This is a genomic window from Streptomyces yerevanensis, assembly GCF_000716805.1.
Taxonomy (GTDB): Bacteria; Actinomycetota; Actinomycetes; order Streptomycetales; family Streptomycetaceae; genus Streptomyces; species Streptomyces flaveus.
Genome location: NZ_JNWJ01000020.1, coordinates 54,022 through 73,175, shown reverse-complemented (window position 1 = coordinate 73,175; position 19,154 = coordinate 54,022). Strand labels below are relative to the sequence as shown.

Sequence of the window (19,154 nt, the reverse complement as noted above, 5' to 3'; positions counted from 1 at the left end):
GAAACCCGTACGTCCCCACGCCTCACCCCCGGGGCCGGAACACCGGCACCACGACATCCGCCGCGTCCTCCCCCGCCCCCTCTCCCGCCTCCCGAAACGCCACCTCAAGCCCCATCCCGACCCGCAGCGCGCCCTCCTCGCACTCCACCACCTCGGTCATCATCCGCGGCCCCTCGGCGAGATCGACGACGGCAGCGACGTACGGCGTACGACCCCCGAACGGCGGGAGATCGTTGCGGTGGACCACGGACCAGGTGTAAAGCGCGGCGCGCCCGCGGATGCGCAGCGCTCACGCAAGATCATCAGGAGGGGAAACCCAAGGGGAGACCTACCCATAGAACTCGTCGAGGCCGACCAGCAGCACACCGCCCCGCGCGGCTTCAGTGCGCAGCGCATCGCTGAAGCCCGCGGCACTGAAGCACGCCAGCCTGCAGTACGTGGTGTTCATTCCCCGCCCTGCGAGCAACTCCCGGGCGCGACTGAGCCGTTCCAGGTGTGTGACTCCCATGACGGTCCCCCGCTTCACCTCACCCAGGACAGCGACCGAAGGCCGGCTCCCTCCGAACCCCGGTTCGACGACAGCCACTCCTAAGAAACTCCGAACCCCGCGCGCTCGGACTGCAACCCAGGCCCGTTGCGGAAGTGCTGGTCGGGCTGTGAGTGGCGGGGTGGGCCGGTGTTAGCGTTCGGCCGCATGGACGACGGCGTGTACGTGGGCAATGCGGGCAGGGACGCGGCGCTTGACCGCGGGTGGCTGCTCGGACACTTCAAGGGCGAGGGGGATCCTCGCCGGAGCGACGCGGTGGAGATCAAGTGGGGTGTCCACCCGAGTGGTGACCAGCGAGCGCAGTGGGTGCGGGGTGAGGAACGCACGGCCCTGCTGGTTCTCATCAGCGGTCGCTTCCGGGTCGAGCTTCCCGGCCGCAGCGTCCTGCTGGAACGTCAGGGCGACTACGTCGTATGGGGCCACGGAGTGGACCACTCCTGGGTCGCGGAGGAGGAGTCGGTGGTGTTGACCGTGCGGTGGCCGTCCGTTCCCGGGTACGCGGTGCCGGAGAAGGAGCAGACGGCTTCGCGTACATGAACCTCATCGATAACCTCATCGATCGCGCACTCTGAGGCGCCCGCGCCACGAATCCCACCCACTCCTCCCACAGCCGTGATCGATTCGCAATCGATTCCGGGCTTGACCGATACCCATCAAGTGGCGTGGTGAATACGCTCTGGCACATGGCCGACTCTCCCGACGCGACGCGTTCTCCGGCGCACCACGCGGTGCCCTCCCACGAAGACCGACCCGTGTACGTCATCGGTGGCGGCCCGGGCGGGCTCTCCGCGGCGTACGCCCTGCGCGCCCAGGGCGTACGAGCCGTCGTACTGGAGAGATCCGAGCACGTCGGGGCGTCCTGGCGGCGGCATTACGACCGGCTGCATCTGCACACGACCCGGCGGTTGTCGTCCCTGCCGGGCCTTGCGATGCCGCGCTCGTTCGGGCGCTGGGTCTCGCGGGACAACGTGGTGCGGTATCTGGAGAAGTACGCGGAGCACCACGAGCTGGAGGTCGTGACGGGGGTCGAGGTTTCCCGCGTGGAGCCCGCCGCGGACGGCACCGGCTGGCTGTTGCGCGCCACCGGCGGTCGTGAGCTGACCGGCAGCGCGGTCGTGATCGCCACCGGCTACAACCACACGCCCCACGTGCCCGACTGGCCGGGCCGCGACGCGCACAAGGGCGAGCTGCTGCATGCCGGCCAGTACCGCAACGCCGCCCCCTACGCCGGCCGCGACGTCCTCGTCGTCGGCATCGGCAACACGGGTGCCGAGATCGCCGTCGACCTCGTCGAGGGCGGAGCCTCGCGCGTACGGCTTTCCGTACGCACCGCGCCGCACATCCTGCGCCGGTCCACGGCCGGGTGGCCCGCCCAGCGCACCGGGATTCTCGTACGGCGGCTGCCGGTCGGCCTGGTGGACCGGCTGGCCGGGCCGGTGGGGAAGATCAGCGTGCCGGATCTGTCGGCCCACGGCCTGCCCCGGCCCGACACCGGGCTCTACTCCCGCGTCAACGAAGGCTCGATCCCGGTGCAGGACGTCGGCCTGATCGACGCCGTACGCAAGGGGCAGGTCGAGATCGTGCCCGCCGTCGACGGTTTCGAGGACGGCAAGGTCGTCCTCGCGAACGGCGACCGGATCGACCCGGACGTCGTCATCGCCGCGACCGGCTACCGGCGCGCCCTGGAGGACCTCGTCGGCCACCTCGGCGTCCTGGACGAACGCGGACGCCCGATCGTCCACGGCCCCCGCACCCCGAAGAACGCCCCCGGCCTCTACTTCACCGGCTTCAGCAACCCCATCAGCGGCATGCTCCGCGAACTCGCCCTGGACGCCCAGAAGATCGCGAAGGCGATTGTGAAGGCGACTACCAAGGCGGGGACGCGGGCACGGAGGTAGCGCCCGCGTCCGCGTGAGCTACCCGCCCGCGTCGGTGCGGGCGGGGTAGCCCGCACAGCGAGTGCAGCGGGCACGGCGGGGGCGCGACCCTCGCTTCCGGAGGGCTGCACCGTCCGGCGCGTCCGGGGCGAGCCGGTCCAGTCGGCCCGCGCGCCCGGTATCCGGGCGCCTAAGCGGTCTTGGTGAAGTCCGGTGCGGTACCGCGCCCCTAAAGAGGCCGCAGGCCTCTTTAGGGGCGCGGGGCTGTGTCAATTTGCGGCTCCGCCGCGTGGGCGCGACCAGCCACGACGCACCCGCAGCCGCGACACAACGTGTCACCCCCACTCCCTGGCGGGGGTTAGAGGCGCGGGACTGCGCCAATTTGCGGCTCCGCCGCGCGGGCGCAACCAGCCCTCACCGGCCCGCAGCCGAATCACTGCGCCTCCAGCGGAGCGCTTAGCGCCCCGGATGCCAACCCGCCACGTTCCTGTGACGACCGTCGCGGGTACCAACCATGTGTCCGCCACAAGTTCTTTGCGTGCAGCCCGGTTCCTGACGAGGCGTCAGTTCAGTAATCTGACACTGCGTCAGTTATTGGCAGTCACACAGGAGCGGGCGGACCGATGCTTGGATCAACCCACGGCACCCTCACCACCGACTCCCGCCGGGCCCGGGTCATCGCCTGCGGCGAGCAACCGGCGCCTGCCGTGCACGGCAGGCCCGCCGCCACCGACGACCTCGACGTCAGCGGCCGGCCGCTGTACGCCGGCGTACCCGACCTCGACCGCTTCTTCCGCCCCGAGTCCGTGGCCGTCGTCGGCGCCTCGGACGCCGAGGGGCGGCCGAACACCGGCATCACCAGGCAGTTGCTCTCCTGGGCCGAGCGGGTCGGTGCCCGGCTGCACCCGGTGCACCCCACCCGTCAGTCCGTCTTCGGCATCTCTTGCGTCCCTTCTGTCGCGGACCTGCCCGAACAGGTCGATCTGGCCGTGCTGTTGGTCTCCGACCCCCTTCCCGTGATCGAGGAACTCGCCGAGACCAAGGTGAAGTTCGCGGTCGCCTTCGCCTCCGGATTCGCCGAGACCGGAGCGGAGGGCGCCGCCGCGCAGGCCCGCCTCGCCGCCGCCGTGGAGCGCTCCGGGCTGCGACTGCTCGGGCCGAACACCAACCTCAACGCCTTCGAGAAGTTCCGCGACGACCTGGACGGACCCGCGATCGCGCTGATCACCCAGTCCGGACACCAAGGCCGTCCGGTCTTCACGATGCAGGAGCTGGGCGTACGGCTCTCGCACTGGGCGCCCACCGGCAACGAGGCCGACCTGGAGACCGCCGACTTCATCTCCTACTTCGCCGAGCAGCCCGAGGTCGGCGCCATCGCCTGCTACGTCGAAGGGCTGAAGGACGGCCGCTCCTTCATGCTCGCCGCCGACCGGGCCGCCCGGCGCGGTGTCCCCGTCGTCGCGGTCAAGGTCGGCCGCACCGAGACCGGCGCCCGCACGGCCGCTTCACACACCGGCAAGCTGACCGGCGCCGACGCGGTGGTGGACGCGGCGATGCGGCAGTACGGCGTGATCCGCGTCGACGGGCTCGACGAACTCCAGGACACCGCAGCCTTGTTGGCCCGCGCCCGTCCCTTGAGCGCCGACGGAGTCGTCGTCTATTCGATCTCGGGCGGCACGGGCGCGCACTTCTCGGACCTGGCGACCGAGGCAGGACTGCGTCTGCCGCGGCTGTCGGACGCCAAGCAGGCCGAGCTGCACCAGTGGATACCGGAGTACCTCGACGTCGCCAACCCCGTCGACAACGGCGGGCACCCCGTAGGCGACTGGCGCGGGCGCAAGATCATCGACGCGATCCTCGACGACCCGGCGGTCGGCGTGCTGATCTGCCCGATCACCGGGCCCTTCCCGCCGATGAGTGACCAGCTGGCGCAGGACCTGGTGGACGCGGCGGAACAGACGGACAAGCTGGTGTGCGTGGTGTGGGGATCGCCGGTCGGCACCGAATCCGCGTACCGCGACACCCTGCTGGGATCCTCGCGCGTCGCGACCTTCCGTACCTTCGCGAACTGCATCACGGCCGTCCGCGCCCACCTCGACCACGCCCGCTTCACCGCCTCGTACCGCTCCCCCTTCGACGAGGCGCCGCGCACGCACTCGCCCTCCTTCCGCAAGGCGCAGGCGCTGATGCGGCCGGGACAGCAGCTGAGCGAGCATGCGGCGAAGCAGCTTCTGCGGGCATACGGAATCCGCGTACCCCGCGAGCAGTTGGTGACCAGCGCGGCGGCTGCCGTGCGGGCGGCCGGGCTCGTCGGCTACCCCGTCGTGATGAAGGCCTCCGGCGCGCAGCTCGCCCACAAGACCGAACTGGGCCTGGTGAAGGTCGGGTTGACCTCCGCCAGTCAGGTCCGCGACGCCTACCGGGAGCTGACCGACATCGCCCGCTACGAGGGCGTCTCGCTCGACGGGGTCCTGGTGTGCCAGATGGTCGATCCCGGAGTCGAGATGGTCGTGGGCGTCACGCAGGACGATCTCTTCGGGCCGACTGTGACGGTCGGGCTCGGTGGCGTACTCGTGGAGGTGCTGCGGGACACGGCCGTACGCGTGCCGCCGTTCGGCGAGGAGCAGGCGCGGGCCATGCTGGGCGAGCTGCGCGGTCGGGCGCTGCTCGACGGGGTCCGCGGGCGCCCCCCGTCCGACCTCGACGCGCTGGTCGAGGTCGTGCTCCGGGTGCAGCGCATGGCGCTCGAACTCGACGGCGAGCTGGCGGAGCTCGACATCAACCCGCTGATGGTGCTGCCCAGGGGGCAAGGGGCCGTCGCGCTGGACGCGATGGCGGTGTGCCACTGAGGCAAGCGGTCCTCGCCACCGCCACGCCACCGCGCGGACGGCGCCCGCGATCATGCGTACGGCGCCGACGATCCCCCGTACGGTGCCCACGTCCCCGCGTACGGCGCCGGCGATTTCGCGAACGGCACCCTTCATCCCCCGTACGAAACGGAGTACCCCCATGTCCGACTCCCCCCGTGCTTCCCGCGAATCCCCTGACTCGTCCCGCTCATCCCGGAGCGCCGGTCCCGACCAGCGCTCCGGCCCCGAAATTTCCCTCGAGTCATTGGTACGGCACGCCACTGACAATCAGGTCGCGTGGATCACCCTCAACCGGCCCGAGGCGATGAACGCCATCACCTCTGACCAGCGAGAACGCCTGATCCAACTTTTTTCCGAAGCCTCCGCCGACCCGGACGTACGGGCCGTCGTACTCACCGCGACGGGCCGCGGTTTCTGTGCGGGCGCCGACCTGCGCGGCGGGCCGCCCGCCGCGGAACGGGTCGCCGGCGATGTGGCCCGGGTCATCCGTCTCGGCGCCCAGCGCCTCATCGCCGCCGTCCTCGACTGCGAGAAACCGGTGATCGCCGCGGTGAACGGCACCGCGGCGGGCATCGGCGCACACCTCGCGTTCGCCTGCGACCTGGTGATCGCCGCCGAGCCTGCCAGGTTCGTGGAGGTGTTCGTACGGCGCGGTCTGGTTCCCGACGGGGGCGGCGCATACCTCCTCCCCCGGCTGATCGGACCGCAGCGGGCCAAGGAGCTGATGTTCTTCGGCGACGCGTTGAGTGCCGCGGACGCGGAACGCCTCGGGCTCGTCAATCGCGTCGTACCGACGGAGGAGCTGGAGAAGACGGCCCGCGAGTGGGCCGAGCGCCTCGCCGCCGGGCCGACCCGGGCCCTCGCCCTCACGAAGCAGCTCGTGAACGCGTCCCTGGACGTCGACCGTGCCACCGCGTTCGCGGCCGAGGCCGCCGCGCAGGAGATCAATATGACGACGGCGGACGCGAAGGAAGGGGTGGCGGCGTTCGTGGAGCGGCGCGGGGCCGAGTTCAGGGGACGTTGAGGGTAGCGGGCGCTGAGGGTGCGGGCGCTGAGGGTTCAGAGGGTTCCTATCTGACGGGCCGTCAGGTTCAATGGAGGGCGTGATGGGACATGCAGGGATGGCCGCCGCCGCCGTCCGCTACCTCAGGTCGACCGGGGCCTCCACCGCAGAGGGGCCCGTCGAGGCCCTGCCGCGGCCGGATCTGCGCGCTGTCGGGGACGATGAGCGGGCGCCGGTCGATCAGGGCGAATTCCGGCGCGTACTGGGGAACTTCGCGACCGGAGTGACCGTTGTCACCGCACCCGCCGCCGACGGCGAAGGCGGCCCCGCCGGTTTCGCCTGCCAGTCCTTCTCCTCCCTCTCCCTCGATCCGCCACTGGTCGCGTTCATGGTCGCGCGTACGTCGACGACGTGGCCGCGGATCGCTCGCGCGGGCGTGTTCTGCGTGAACGTACTGGGGGCGCACCAGGGCGAGTTGTGCCGCGGGTTCGCGGTGAGCGGGACGGACAAGTTCGCGGGGGTCACCTATGACGCGGCGCCGGTGTCCGGGTCGCCTCGGCTGGACGGGGCGCTCGCGTGGATCGACTGCACGATCCACGCCGTGCACACCGGCGGGGACCATCTGATCGTGGTGGGGCGGGTGCAGGCACTGGGGGCGACCGACGGTGATGACGCTCCGCTGCTGTTCCATCGGGGGAAGTTCGGGCAGTTCACGCTCTGACACCGAGCATCGTCCGCCACTCGATCGAGTGCACCTCTCGTGATCTTCGAGCACGCAGGCTAGGCTGTTCATAACGTCGCTGTTATGACGTGGGGTGAAGTAGAACTCGAGCCGGAGGTGGAGCGATGGTTCCTCGGGCTAACAGACAACCATCGCGGTACGGTCGCGTTCTACGTCGACCTTCTGGCCAATCGCGGACCGCTGCTCGGCGAACCGTACACGCGGCAGCTGGACGGCAAGCTCCGGGAGCTGCGTTTCCACTTGAACACGGACTCGGTCCGGATCACCTACTGGATCGCGTCAGGACGCCGGATCATCCTGCTGACCGTGTTCCGCAAGCAGCGAATGCGGGAGCTCGGCGAGGTCGAACGTGCCCGGCGGGCCCTCGCCCGGTGCGTCGACGAGCAGCACAGCACGGACGAGGAGTGAGACCATGAGCGAACGCAGAAGCTGGAACGAGCTGCGGGACGAAACCCTTGCCTCGCCGGAGGCCCGGGAGGCTTACGACGCTGCCAGAATCCGTTTCGAGCTGGGCGCGGCCGTGCGGGAGCGCCGAGAGGCCCTGGCGATGACGCAGGCGCAGCTCGCGCAGCGGGCCGGGCTGCAGCAGCCTGCGGTCGCCCGGTTCGAGGCGGGAGGCACCATGCCGACGCTGCCTTTGCTCGAACGCCTCGCCATGGCGCTCGGCCTGCGCCTGCGCGTCGGTTTCGAGCCGCTCGACCGCGCGAGCTGAATCCTGTCCTCAGGCTGAATGCCCTCCGGGCTCAGGCGAGAGCCACCTTCGTCCCCGGCCTCCTCCTGATCACCAACGCCATCAGCGCCGCCACCGCGCACAGTGCTCCCGAGGCGTACCAGACCACGTCGTACGAGCCGAAGGTGTCGCGGGCGAAGCCGCCGAGGAAGGCGACGAGGGCGGCGCCCACCTGGTGGGAGGCCAGTACCCAGCCGAAGACGATCGCGCTGTCGTCGCCGTACTGCTCGCGGCACAGAGCGAGGGTCGGCGGGACGGTAGCCACCCAGTCGAGGCCGTAGAAGACGATGAAGAAGACCATCGGGAGCTGCACTGAGGGCGCCAGCAGCATCGGCAGGAACAGCAGCGATACGCCGCGCAGGGCGTAGTAGACGGCCAGCAGCCGCCGCGGCTCGAAGCGGTCCGTGAACCAGCCGGAGGCGATCGTGCCGACGACGTCGAAGATCCCGATGACCGCGAGCAGCGAAGCCGCCGCCGTGATCGGCATGCCATGGTCGTGGGCGGCGGGCACGAAGTGCGTCTGGATCAGGCCGTTCGTCGACGCGCCGCAGATCGCGAAGGTACCGGCCAGCAGCCAGAAGGGGCCGGTGCGGGCCGCCGAGAAGAGGACGTTCACCGTGCGGCGGGCGGCGCCGGGCACGGGCGGCGGCTTCTCCACGAACTCCGGTGAACCGTAGGGCTTCAGCCCCACGTCCGCCGGGTGGTCCCGCAGCAGCAGCCATACGAAGGGGACGACGGCGAGGGCCGCCAGTGCCACCGTCACGGCGGCGGGACGCCAGTCGTGCTCCGAGATGATCCAGGACAGCAGCGGCAGGAAGATCAACTGACCTGACGCCGAGGCCGCCGTGAGGATGCCCGTCACCAGTCCGCGCCGCTCGGTGAACCACCGGTTCGTGACCGTCGCCGCGAACGCCAGCGCCATCGAGCCCGATCCCAGCCCGACCAGCAGCCCCCAGCACAGCATCAGCTGCCACGCCGCCGTCATCCACACCGTCGCGCCCGAGCCGATCGCGATCACCAGCAGCGCGACCGCGACCACCCGGCGGATCCCGAAGCGGTCCATCAGCGCGGCGGCGAACGGCGCGGTGAGCCCGTACAACGCGAGATTGACGGACACCGCAAGCCCGATCGTGCCGCGCGACCAGTGGAACTCCTGATGCAGAGGATCGATGAGCAGGCCCGGGAGGGAGCGGAAGGCCGCGGCGCCGAGGATCGTCACGAAGGTGACGGCGGCGACGAACCACGCGCGGTGCACGCGCGTGCGGCGCCGCTTTCTCGCCCCCTCGGACTGCCCCTCGGACGTCCTCGCGGGGTCCTGGACTGCTGAAGCTTCGGTCGTCTCAGTCACGTCATAGAGCTTCTGTGCTGCGATGACCGCGATCGAGTGGCCCGAAAGACAGTATTCGTTAGGATCGGGCCATGAGTGGTTCTCAGGCTCGGCACCGCGTCGTCGTCCTCGCCCTGGACGGACTCCTCCCCTTCGAACTGGGCATCGCGCAGCGGATCTTCGGCCGCGCGAGGACCGCCGAGGGACGGCAGCTGTACGAGGTCGTCACCTGCTCGATCCGGCCACCCGGCCCGGTCGAGACGGACGCCGACTTCGCCGTGCTCGTCGAGAACGGTCCCGAGGCGCTGGCCACGGCCGACACCGTCGTGATCCCCGCCTCGTACGAGCTCGGCCCGGTCTTCGAGAAGGGCGTACTCACCGACGAACTGGCCGCCGCCCTCGACCACATCCGCCCCGGCACCCGCCTCGTCTCCATCTGCACCGGCGGATACGTCCTCGCCGCCGCCGGCTACCTCGACGGCCGCCCGGCGACCACGCACTGGTTCCACGCCGAGCACTTCCAGCGGCTCTTCCCGAAGATCAGGGTCGACGCGGACGTGCTCTTCGTCGACGACGGGGACGTCCTCACCTCCGCAGGTGTCGCGGCCGGGATCGACCTGTGCATCCATCTCGTACGGCGCGATCACGGCACCGCCGTCGCCAACGACGTGGCCCGCCGCACCGTCGTACCGCCGCACCGTGACGGCGGGCAGGCGCAGTACATCCAGCGGCCGGTGCCCGAGCCGCAGATGGCGACCACGACCGCCGCCCGCGCCTGGGCGCTGGCCCGCCTCCACGAACCGATCCAGCTGCGCGACATGGCCGAGCAGGAGTCCATGTCCGTACGCACCTTCACGCGCCGTTTCCGCGAGGAGGCCGGTGTCAGCCCCGGCCAGTGGCTCACCCAGCAGCGCGTCGAACGCGCCCGCCACCTCCTGGAGTCCACCGACTTGTCCATCGACCAGGTGGCCCGCGACGCCGGCTTCGGCACGGCCCAGTCGATGCGGCAGCACCTCCAGGCGGCGCTAGGAATCACTCCGACCGCGTATCGGCGAACGTTCCGATCCTGGAGCGGCCACGACCGGGCCGTCGGCAGAGGAGGCGCGTGAGGCGGTCCCGTACGACGGTGTCACCGGCCGGGTGGCGATTCCGGCACTGGGGCTGTGGTGGCGGCGTGCGTGCTGCCGTGCGGTGTGGCTGCACGACTGGCGGGAAGGGCCGCGGTGCTGAAGGCCGCCGCCACCCCGCTGCAGGAGCGGCCGGGGAGAATGTCATCGACCGCACGGCAGGATGCCGCGGGTGGTGGCGTCGACGGCGATGCTGTCGTGTCTGCATGGGGCGGAGCGGCGGGCGCTGTTCGCGCATGAGCGGCCCCATCTGGCCGGAGGAGGCCGGCCGCCAGGACACCCGCCTGCTCCGTGGCCCCGTCTCACCGCAACCGAATTCGCCTGCCTCGACCGGTCGGCATCAGACGCTGAGTGCGGTGCGCAAGGTGGTTGCCATCAGGTCGATGGCTGCTTTCCCCTCCGGTACCGGGCCGATGTGGGTGAAGTAGTGATCGACTCCCTCGAAGACACGGTGGGTGACCTGAACGCCGGCGGCCTCCAGAGCCTTGGCGTAGGCGTCGCCCTCGTTGCGCAGGCGGTCGTTCTCCGCGGTGATGACCAGGGCGGGAGGGAGCCCGGCGAGGTCATCGGCCAGTGCGGGCGAGACGAGGGGGTTGGCACGGTCGGCGGGGTCGGGGACGTAGGCAGCCGTGAAGACCCGCATGATCTGGGGGGTGAGCAGCGGCTTGGCGATGAGGGACTGCTTGGTGGCCGGGTCGGCGAGTTGGTCGAGCGCTGCGGAGTCGATGATCTGGAGCCGGGGCGAGAAGGTGCCGCGGTCTCGGGCCATGCGGCAGACCGCGGCCGTCAGGTTGGCCCCGGCGCTGTGTCCGCCCACGGCAAGGCGCGAGCCGTCCCAGTCGTGGGCAGGGCCGTTCTCGGCGACCCACGCGGTGACGTCGTACGCCTGGGTGACGGGCACGGGGAAGGGCCGCTGCGGGGCGACGGCGTAGTCCACGTTGATCACGACACAGCCGGCCGTGGCGGCTATGTAACGGCAGATGTGGTCGTCCTGCTCCGGGCGGCCGACCACGAAACCGCCGCCGTGGAAGTTGACGTACACGGGGGCAGGAGTTCCGGTGCCGGCCGGCGGGCGGTAGACCGTGCAGGGCACCGGGCCGGCGCCGGTCTCCACCAGGAGGGCTTCGGTGCGCTTCGGGATGTCCGCGAAGCGCAGGTCCTTGTGGACGCGCGACATCATCCGACCGAGCAGCAGTTGGATCCCTCTGGCCTGGATTCTGGGGCTCAATGGCATGCCTCGGCCACCCTTCGATGCAACTTTAAAACAACAGGATTCCTGATAATGGGCGCTCGCTCTTCTTCGCGCAATAGGCAGACAGGAGCCGTCCTTCACCAGCCGGACGACACGCTCATCCGGCGCCGCGTGGAAAGCTCCACGTCCGTCCGGCTTGCGTCGCCGGACGCTGGAAGTGGCGAAACCAGACGTCAGGTCAGAGGTCTCCGCGCAGCTTCGTCCAGATGTCCGGAGGGACGGTTGCGATGGTGCGGCCGTGAGGGTCGAGGAGGCGCCCCAGCAGTTTCTCGTGCCGCATGGTGATCACCCGTTCGACGATGCCGAGGTCGGGGTGTGCGGCGGCCAGGTGGGTTTCGAAGCGAAGGACGTCGGTCACCGAATGCAGGATGGCCTGCAGCATGAGGTTGTTGGGGCTGTTGATCGCGGCGCAGTTGCGCGTCTCCGGCAGCCGGGTCAGGGCATGTCCGAGGTCTGGCAGGTCCGCCGGTGCGACTCTGGCCCAGAACGCTCCACGATGCCCGTGGCTGCAGTTGGAGTGCATGGATGAGCGCCAGGTCCTCCTCGCTCAGCAACCTGACGTCATCCTGCATGCGGGTCCGTCTGAGTGCGGAATTCCTGCGATTTCCTGCCCTTCGGCTTCCAGTCTTCCATCCTGGCGGGTGCGGCACCCTGCCCGCCTATGCGATGGGAAGGACATCACATGAAGCAGACGTTCGGCTCCTACCAGGACGAGATCTACCTCAACGGGCTGGCGGGGGTGCTGCCGCCCTTCCCGATGAGCCATGAGGAGCTGGAAGCCAGGGCTCAGGCGGCGATGTCGCCCTCGGTGTGGTCGTACGTCGCCGGAGGCGCCGGGGACGAGCGGACTCAGCGGGCCAACGTCACGGCTTTCGACCGCTGGGGGCTCATCCCGAGAATGTTCGTCGGTGCTGCCGAGCGCGACCTGTCGGTGGAGCTCTTCGGGATGACGTGGCCGTCACCGGTGTTCATGGCCCCTGTCGGGGTCATCGGGTTGTGCGCCCAGGACGGGCACGGCGACCTGGCCACCGCACGGGCTGCTGCCCGCACCGGAGTGCCCATGGTCGCCTCCACCCTTTCCGCCGACCCGATGGAACAGGTCACCCCCGAACTCGGCGACACACCAGGCTTCTTCCAGCTGTACACCCCTTCCGATCGGGACCTGGCGGAAAGCCTCGTCCACCGGGCCGAGGCGGCCGGGTTCAAGGGCATCGTCGTCACCCTCGACACATGGGTGCCCGGCTGGCGTCCGCGCGATCTCGCCGGCGGCAACTTCCCCCAGCTGCGCGGGCACTGCCTGACCAACTACACCACCGACCCGGTCTTCCGGTCCCGGTTGTCCCGCACACCGGAGGAGGATCCCCAAGCGGCCGTCCTGCAGTGGGTCCAGGTCTTCGGCAACCCCCTCACCTGGGACGACCTGCCGTGGCTGCGCTCACTCACCGACCTGCCACTGATCGTCAAAGGCATCTGTCACCCCGAGGACGCCCGGCGCGCCAAGGACAGCGGTGTGGACGGCATCTACTGCTCCAACCACGGTGGCCGGCAAGCCAACGGCGGCCTCCCCGCCCTTCAGACACTGCCCGCTGTCGTCGAGGCCGCCGACGGGCTGCCGGTCCTGTTCGACTCCGGCATCCGCAGCGGGGCCGACATCGTCAAGGCCATCGCCCTCGGTGCCACCGCCGTCGGCATCGGCCGGCCCTACGCCTACGGCCTCGCCCTCGGCGGCACCGACGGCATCGTCCACGTGCTGCGCTCACTGCTCGCCGAAGCCGACCTGATCATGGCCGTCGACGGCTATCCCACCCTCGGCCACCTCACTCCGGAAGCCATCCAGCGCGTCATGTGAGACGCCACAACGCGTTCGCCTCGAGGAACCACCGGCCCGACGGTCACCGGGTGATGGCGGCTCGGCACCGGTGCGTCAGTGGTCCCCGGGCCTGGGCGGTCAGGCATGGACCTTCCGCAGCAGACGAGTCGGGAGCCGGGCCAGCAGGTATTCGACGACGGTCCAGGGCACTCGGGGCACTGTCGCGTGGACGGCGCCGGACTCTATGCGGTCCATGATCTTGCGGGCGCCCGTGCGGGTGTCGATGAGGAACGGTCGTTTGTCGCCCAGGGATTCGTTGATCGGGGTGTCGATGTAGCCGGGTGCGACCGTGGTCACGGTGATGCCGCTGTTCCACAGCTCGCCTCGGAGCGACTGAAGGTACCTCGTGAGCCCTGCCTTGGAGGCGCAGTACGGCGCCCCACCTGGCAGGCCCGCCGCGGCCACGACGGAGGTGACGCCCACCACCTGCCCGCCGCCCTTGCTGCGGAAATGTGTGACGGCCGCGTCGATGGTCGCCATCGCACCCAGCAGATTGACGTCGACCACCGCGCGGTGCGCCTCGAAGCGGCCCTCCCCGATGTTGCCCCAGTCGTCGGCCCCTGCGTTGGCGATGACCATTCCGAGTCCGCCCAATTGCCGGGCCGCGTCGTCGATCGTCCGCGCCACGGCCTCGTGCTCGGTCACGTCGAGCGCGGCCACGGTCACCGAGCACTGAGGGAACGCGGCGGTGAGCTGTGCCCGCAGTTCTTCCAGGACCTCGATTCTGCGCGCGGTGAGGTACACGTCGTAGCCGCGGGCGCACAGCTCGGCTGCCAGCGCCTTGCCGATGCCCGAGCTGGCACCGGTCAGGAACGCGGTTCTCGCGGGCAGCGGGGGCCGGCCCGGGTCGACGAAGGGCAGCTTCCCGAACAGGCGGCGCGCGGTGGGCAGTTCAGTGCCGTTCATCGGTCACCGTTCCTGTGATCCGCGAGCGTTTCACCGTACGTCCGTCTGGGACGGGCCTGCAGTACAGCTCTTCTCGGATGGCTGTCATGCACTGTCCTTCGTGGAGTGTCGGAGAGGGGGTTCAACGACCCTGTCGTCATCATGACCACTCATTCAAAGCAAGTCAACGTTGTTGACACCAATACTGACACCAGTGTTAGCACCACTGTTGACACCGATGGATCGAAAAGCCAGAGTGAGGGCGCCGAAGCTCGACATGTCCATGCGATGAAGGAGTTCAGTAATGCGCATTGAAGCGGGTGGATGGCTGCTGGGAGCCGCCGCGGCGGGCGCCGGGGCGCTGTGGCTGTGGCGCCACCAGGACGAGGTGATGACCAGCCGCCCGGTCAATGAGTGGACGTTCACTCACATGAATCTCCTCATGCCCACCGAAGACGTCCGCCGCGGCGGGGATGTGTTCCCCCTGCCCCGGCGACCGCGCCCCCTGGAAGTTACTTACAGCTTCGAGGGGCGGGAGCGGAGCCTTGCCGAACTGCACGCTCGAACGAACACCACCTCCTTCTTCGTGCTGCATGGTGGCGAGATCGTCCACGAGTCGTATCCGGGGTGCTTCGCCGGGGACGACGTACGGTTCCAGATGTTCTCGATAACCAAGTCGGTGACGTCGATGCTGGTCGGGATCGCCCTCGACGAGGGGGCGATCAAGGATGTGACCGAGCCGGTGACGGTGTACTGCAGGAGGCTGGTGGGCTCCGCCTTCGACGGGGTGACCATCGAGCATCTGCTCGACATGAGCAGCGGGGCGGGTGACCTGGTGGAGGACCACACCGTTCGGGACAGTCTGATCAACCGGTTCGCCAAGGCCACTACAGGTGGCGGCTCACTGCACGACGTAGTGTCCTCAGCCGAGCGTTCGACCGAGGCCGGCACGCAGTTCAGCTACTCGACGATCGACACCCAGGTCCTGGGATGGGTGCTGGAGTCCGCCACCGGCCGCTCTCTCGCGCAGTACGCCACGGAGCGCCTGTGGAGCCGCATCGGCGCTGAGCACGACGCGTACTACTGGCTCACCCGGGGGCATCCGCGTACCGCGATCGCCGGCGGCTCGCTCAATGCCACCGCCCGCGACATGGCCCGGCTGGGGCTGCTGATGTCCCGTGGTGGAGAGCTGAACGGACAGCGCATCCTGCCCGAGGAATGGGTGACGCGCAGCCGGGGACGCGGAGTGCCGCACCTGGAGGTCGGCGCGCTGGGCCCCAGCGGCTACCCGTATTACGGGTACAGCAACAAGTGGTGGACACTCGGCGGCGAGCGACGTCCGTTCACCGCGGTGGGGATCCACGGCCAGTACCTGTATGTGGATCCGGACGCCGACGTGGTGATCGTCAAGACCAGCGCGTGGCCGACGGCGGACGACCCCTCACGCGACGCGGAGTCCGTCACGGCACTGCAGGCGGTGGCCGACCATCTGCAGGATGACCACCGTTGACAACGCCGTCGATAAGGTGACAGCCATGACACGCGCGAAGACCAACTCGGCAGGAGCCACTCCCGCGCGGCGGAAGCAGCGTCAGGCATCCTTCCTCACCCCGGATCTGATCCTGGACACCGCGATGGCCGTGATCGAGACGGACGGTCCACAGGCGCTCACCTTCCGCCGGCTTGGCACCGATCTGGGCGCCGACCACACAGCCGTCCTGCGGTACTTTCGCGGCAAGGACGACCTGCTGCTCGGCCTGGCCGCCCGGCTGGTCGGCGATGCCCTGCACGACTTCGCACCGTCGGAAAACTGGCGCGAGACCCTCGCGTCGCTCGCCCGACGGATCCGTGCCGCATGCCTGCGGCACCCGGGTGTGGCCGTCCTGGTCGCGGCCCGCACCTCACGGCGCGAGCCGGAGTTCCAGGGCGCCGACGTGGTCATCGGCGCCCTGCTCGAGGCCGGCCTCCAGGGAAGAGAAGCGGCCTCGTACTACCGGGTCCTGGCCGATACGGCACTCGCCGTCGGCGCCTTCGAGGCTTCCTTCAACGTGCTGGACAAGGGCGCTCAGGACGGCGACCGGCTGGCCTGGCGCCGCGAGTACCTGACAGCCTCGCCACAGCGGTACCCGAACCTGGCACAGGTCGCCCCCTATCTCGCGGAAATCGACGAAGAGGACCAGTTCGAGACCGCGATCGGCCTGTTCCTCGACGCCGTGGAGCTCCGCGCGCAGCGCGCCCGCGCAGCCCGCGCAGAAGGAAGCGAACACACGGAGAACTGACGCCTCGTCGGGCAACAGGGCAATTGGCGAGACCGCGCAGGCGCCGGCGGAGTCTCTGCCGGCCTGGGAGGACGTGGCCGCCATCGACCTCGACTTCGCCGTGTGGACGGGCGAGGGGGTCACCGGGCAGCCGCAGGGGCGCATCCGACTGCGGCGAACGCACCACCGTCTGCGACCTCGCCGAGGAGACCGCGATGATTCCCCACCCGCTGCCCGCCCCCGAGCTCCGCAACGGCCGCGTCCTCAAACCCGGTCTCCTGCTGTGCTCCATCACCTCCGCCAACAACACCGCCGAAGTCCTCATCACCGACGTCATCCCCGGTGAACTGCCCACCTACAAAGGCCACGTCACCCTCTGGAAACGCCCCGACACCCCCCAATGACCGCGCCACGACCACGCAGCCCGGCCCTCAGAACGTCAGCACCCCCCGCGCCACCCGCCCCGCCTCCGCGTCCGCCTTCGCCTTCTCGAAGTCCTCGACCGGATAGGTCGCCGTCACCAACTCGTCCAGCAGCAGGCGGCCTTCGCGGTACAGCTGGGCGTACAGGGCGATGTCGCGTTGCGGGCGCGAGGAGCCGTAGCGGCAGCCCAGGATCGACTTGTCCAGGTACATCGACGAGACGCGGAAGGACGCCTCCGCGGTCGCCGGCGGGACACCCAGCAGGATCGCCTGGCCGTGGCGGTCGAGCAGGTCGATGGCCTGACGGATGAGTTCGACTCGACCCACGCACTCGAAGGCGTGGTCCGCGCCCGTCGGGAGGATGTCCCGGGTGCCCTCCGTCGACGTCAGGAAGTGCGTCGCGCCGAACTGCCTCGCCGCCGCCTCCTTCGCCGGGTTCGCATCCACGGCGACGATCGTGGACGCGCCCGCGATACGGGCCCCCTGGATGACGTTGAGTCCGATCCCGCCCGTACCGATCACGACCACGCTGTCCCCGTGGTCCACGCGCGCGCGGTTCAGCACCGCGCCCACGCCCGTGAGCACCCCGCAGCCGATCAGCGCGGCGGAGGGCAGCGGGATGTCCTCGGGTATGCGGACCGCTTGGACGGCCTTCACCAAGGTGCGTTCCGCGAAGGCCGAGTTGGACGCGAACTGGTACACCGGCCGGCCGTCCCGCGTGAACGGCTGCCCCGGCCGCCCGATCGCCTTGCGGCACATCGTCGGCCGCCCCCGGTCGCACTCCGCGCAGGCACCGCAGTTCGCGAGCGTGGAGAGCGACACATGGTCTCCGGTCCTGACATGCGTGACACCCGCGCCCACCGCCTCGACCACCCCCGCGCCCTCATGCCCGAGCACCACGGGAACGGGGAACGGAATGGTCCCGTCCACCACCGAGAGATCGCTGTGGCACAGCCCCGCCGCCGAGATCGCCACCTGCACCTCGCCCGGCCCCACGTCCCGTATCTCCAGGTCGTCGACGACCTGGGCCTGCTTTCCGTCGAAGATCACGCCCCGCATGTGGCCACCTCAGCCCTTCGGTTCCCTCGGCAGGCCGAGCACCCGCTCGGCGATGATGGTGCGCTGGATCTCGTCCGAGCCGCCGTAGATGGTGTCGGCCCGGCTGAACAGGAACAGGTGTTGCAGGGCATCCAGTTCGTACGGCTCTGAAGGCGTCCAGTCCGCCGGCCCGACCGTCGCCTCCGGGCCCCGTACCTGCATCGCCAGCTCCCCGAGCCGCTGATGCCAGCGACCCCACAGCAACTTGGCGACACTGGGAGCCCCGGCGTCCGCAGAAGCCCCTGGTCCCCAACTGCCCAGAGTCCGCAACGCGTTCCACCGCATCGTCCGCAGCTCGGCCCACTGCCGCACCAGACGATCGCGTACGACGGGATCGTCCGCCGCCCCCGTAGAGACGGCCGTCTCCAGGACCTGCCCCAACTCCTGCGCGAAGCCCACCTGCTGGGCCAGCGTCGAGACCCCCCGTTCAAAACCGAGCAGCCCCATCGCGACCCGCCACCCCTGCCCCTCTCCCCCGACAACGTGCTCCACGCGCGCGTGCGCCCCGTCGAAGAAGACCTCGTTGAACTCACTGGTCCCCGTCATCTGCCGGATCGGCCGCACCTCGATCCGCCCCGGCTGATCCATCGGAACCAGCAGAAAGCTCAGCCCGTGGTGCCGCCGCGACCCCGGCTCGGTACGGGCCAGCACGAAGCACCAGTCCGCCTCGTGGGCGAGGGAGGTCCAGATCTTCTGGCCGGTCACCCGGTAGGAAACCCCGTCGCGTACGGCCGCGGTGCGCACCCCGGCGAGATCCGACCCCGCCCCCGGCTCGCTGTACCCCTGGCACCACAGCTCCTCACCCCGGGCGACCGGCGGCAGGAAACGGTCCTTCTGCTCCTGAGAACCATGCGCGAGGAGCGTCGGGGCCAGCAGGTTCTCCCCGACGTGCCCCGATCGGGCGGGCGCGCGGGACCGGGCGTACTCCTCGGCCCAGACGACCTGTTGGATGAGACTCGCGGTGCGGTTCCCGTATCCGCCGACGCCCCAGCCGAGCCCGATCCATCCGCCCCGCCCGAGCTCCCGCTCCCACTCACGCCGGGGCGGGTCGCCGACAAGGTGCGTACGAAGCCAGGCTCGTACGTCACTCCGGAAGACCTCGTCCTCGGCGCTGAATCCGAACTCCATAGGTCCCCAACCCCTTGT

19 protein-coding genes and 1 pseudogene are annotated in these 19,154 nt (G+C 69.8%); 12 read left to right on the top strand and 8 right to left on the bottom strand.

Annotated features, from left to right (window positions below):
* Positions 1 to 22 precede the first annotated feature (22 nt).
* Together OP79_RS21645 and OP79_RS51920 are read right to left on the bottom strand one after the other, a co-directional pair.
* A pseudogene (locus tag OP79_RS21645) lies at positions 23 to 283 on the bottom strand (Zn-ribbon domain-containing OB-fold protein); the annotation flags it as partial.
* A 45-nt stretch (positions 284 to 328) separates the two neighbouring features.
* On the bottom strand, positions 329 to 508 hold the full coding sequence (locus OP79_RS51920; protein ID WP_245685402.1) for a hypothetical protein: 180 nt from the start codon (positions 506 to 508) through the stop codon (positions 329 to 331).
* A gap of 186 nt (positions 509 to 694) precedes the next feature.
* Between OP79_RS51920 and OP79_RS21640 the strand changes: the two genes are divergently transcribed.
* The 7 genes from OP79_RS21640 to OP79_RS21610 all read left to right on the top strand — a co-directional run bounded on the left by OP79_RS21640 (position 695) and on the right by OP79_RS21610 (position 7,751).
* Positions 695 to 1,084 (top strand): cupin domain-containing protein, encoded by a 390-nt coding sequence (locus OP79_RS21640; protein WP_033321953.1) that lies wholly within the window; start codon positions 695 to 697, stop codon positions 1,082 to 1,084.
* Between the two features lie 146 nt (positions 1,085 to 1,230).
* Complete coding sequence (locus OP79_RS21635; RefSeq protein ID WP_033321952.1) at positions 1,231 to 2,445, top strand: flavin-containing monooxygenase; 1,215 nt, start codon at positions 1,231 to 1,233, stop codon at positions 2,443 to 2,445.
* Positions 2,446 to 3,047: 602 nt separating this feature from the next.
* A complete protein-coding gene (locus tag OP79_RS21630; protein ID WP_033321951.1) occupies positions 3,048 to 5,273 on the top strand; it encodes an acetate--CoA ligase family protein in 2,226 nt (741 codons plus the stop codon).
* Positions 5,274 to 5,433: 160 nt separating this feature from the next.
* Positions 5,434 to 6,318, top strand: coding sequence for an enoyl-CoA hydratase/isomerase family protein (locus OP79_RS21625; protein WP_078491923.1), 885 nt, complete (start codon positions 5,434 to 5,436; stop codon positions 6,316 to 6,318).
* 82 nt (positions 6,319 to 6,400) lie between these two features.
* Positions 6,401 to 7,018, top strand: coding sequence for a flavin reductase family protein (locus OP79_RS21620; RefSeq protein ID WP_033321949.1), 618 nt, complete (start codon positions 6,401 to 6,403; stop codon positions 7,016 to 7,018).
* A gap of 84 nt (positions 7,019 to 7,102) precedes the next feature.
* Positions 7,103 to 7,447 (top strand): type II toxin-antitoxin system RelE/ParE family toxin, encoded by a 345-nt coding sequence (locus OP79_RS21615; protein ID WP_033321948.1) that lies wholly within the window; start codon positions 7,103 to 7,105, stop codon positions 7,445 to 7,447.
* Positions 7,448 to 7,451: 4 nt separating this feature from the next.
* Positions 7,452 to 7,751, top strand: coding sequence for a helix-turn-helix domain-containing protein (locus OP79_RS21610; protein WP_033321947.1), 300 nt, complete (start codon positions 7,452 to 7,454; stop codon positions 7,749 to 7,751).
* Positions 7,752 to 7,782: 31 nt separating this feature from the next.
* Here the strand turns inward: OP79_RS21610 and OP79_RS21605 are convergent, their stop codons facing one another.
* Positions 7,783 to 9,117 (bottom strand): MFS transporter, encoded by a 1,335-nt coding sequence (locus OP79_RS21605; protein ID WP_033321946.1) that lies wholly within the window; start codon positions 9,115 to 9,117, stop codon positions 7,783 to 7,785.
* A gap of 71 nt (positions 9,118 to 9,188) precedes the next feature.
* Here OP79_RS21605 and OP79_RS21600 point away from each other — a divergent pair, with 71 nt between their 5' ends.
* A complete protein-coding gene (locus OP79_RS21600) occupies positions 9,189 to 10,205 on the top strand; it encodes a GlxA family transcriptional regulator (protein WP_033321945.1) in 1,017 nt (338 codons plus the stop codon).
* A 358-nt stretch (positions 10,206 to 10,563) separates the two neighbouring features.
* Here OP79_RS21600 and OP79_RS21595 read toward each other — a convergent pair whose 3' ends face one another.
* Positions 10,564 to 11,457 (bottom strand): alpha/beta hydrolase, encoded by an 894-nt coding sequence (locus OP79_RS21595; protein ID WP_033321944.1) that lies wholly within the window; start codon positions 11,455 to 11,457, stop codon positions 10,564 to 10,566.
* A 196-nt stretch (positions 11,458 to 11,653) separates the two neighbouring features.
* Positions 11,654 to 11,998 (bottom strand): hypothetical protein, encoded by a 345-nt coding sequence (locus tag OP79_RS21590; RefSeq protein ID WP_033321943.1) that lies wholly within the window; start codon positions 11,996 to 11,998, stop codon positions 11,654 to 11,656.
* Positions 11,999 to 12,157: 159 nt separating this feature from the next.
* Here OP79_RS21590 and OP79_RS21585 point away from each other — a divergent pair, with 159 nt between their 5' ends.
* On the top strand, positions 12,158 to 13,324 hold the full coding sequence (locus OP79_RS21585; RefSeq protein ID WP_033321942.1) for a lactate 2-monooxygenase: 1,167 nt from the start codon (positions 12,158 to 12,160) through the stop codon (positions 13,322 to 13,324).
* A 99-nt stretch (positions 13,325 to 13,423) separates the two neighbouring features.
* Here the strand turns inward: OP79_RS21585 and OP79_RS21580 are convergent, their stop codons facing one another.
* Positions 13,424 to 14,251 (bottom strand): SDR family NAD(P)-dependent oxidoreductase, encoded by an 828-nt coding sequence (locus tag OP79_RS21580; RefSeq protein ID WP_051744799.1) that lies wholly within the window; start codon positions 14,249 to 14,251, stop codon positions 13,424 to 13,426.
* A 283-nt stretch (positions 14,252 to 14,534) separates the two neighbouring features.
* Between OP79_RS21580 and OP79_RS21575 the strand changes: the two genes are divergently transcribed.
* From OP79_RS21575 to OP79_RS55315, 3 genes are all read left to right on the top strand, one after another.
* On the top strand, positions 14,535 to 15,740 hold the full coding sequence (locus OP79_RS21575; RefSeq protein WP_033321941.1) for a serine hydrolase domain-containing protein: 1,206 nt from the start codon (positions 14,535 to 14,537) through the stop codon (positions 15,738 to 15,740).
* 25 nt (positions 15,741 to 15,765) lie between these two features.
* On the top strand, positions 15,766 to 16,509 hold the full coding sequence (locus OP79_RS21570; protein ID WP_051744798.1) for a TetR/AcrR family transcriptional regulator: 744 nt from the start codon (positions 15,766 to 15,768) through the stop codon (positions 16,507 to 16,509).
* Between the two features lie 194 nt (positions 16,510 to 16,703).
* A complete protein-coding gene (locus tag OP79_RS55315; protein ID WP_033321940.1) occupies positions 16,704 to 16,892 on the top strand; it encodes a hypothetical protein in 189 nt (62 codons plus the stop codon).
* Between the two features lie 27 nt (positions 16,893 to 16,919).
* Here OP79_RS55315 and OP79_RS21560 read toward each other — a convergent pair whose 3' ends face one another.
* Together OP79_RS21560 and OP79_RS21555 are read right to left on the bottom strand one after the other, a co-directional pair.
* Positions 16,920 to 17,969 (bottom strand): Zn-dependent alcohol dehydrogenase, encoded by a 1,050-nt coding sequence (locus OP79_RS21560; RefSeq protein ID WP_033321939.1) that lies wholly within the window; start codon positions 17,967 to 17,969, stop codon positions 16,920 to 16,922.
* Positions 17,970 to 17,978: 9 nt separating this feature from the next.
* On the bottom strand, positions 17,979 to 19,136 hold the full coding sequence (locus tag OP79_RS21555) for an acyl-CoA dehydrogenase family protein (protein ID WP_033321938.1): 1,158 nt from the start codon (positions 19,134 to 19,136) through the stop codon (positions 17,979 to 17,981).
* Positions 19,137 to 19,154: the final 18 nt, after the last annotated feature.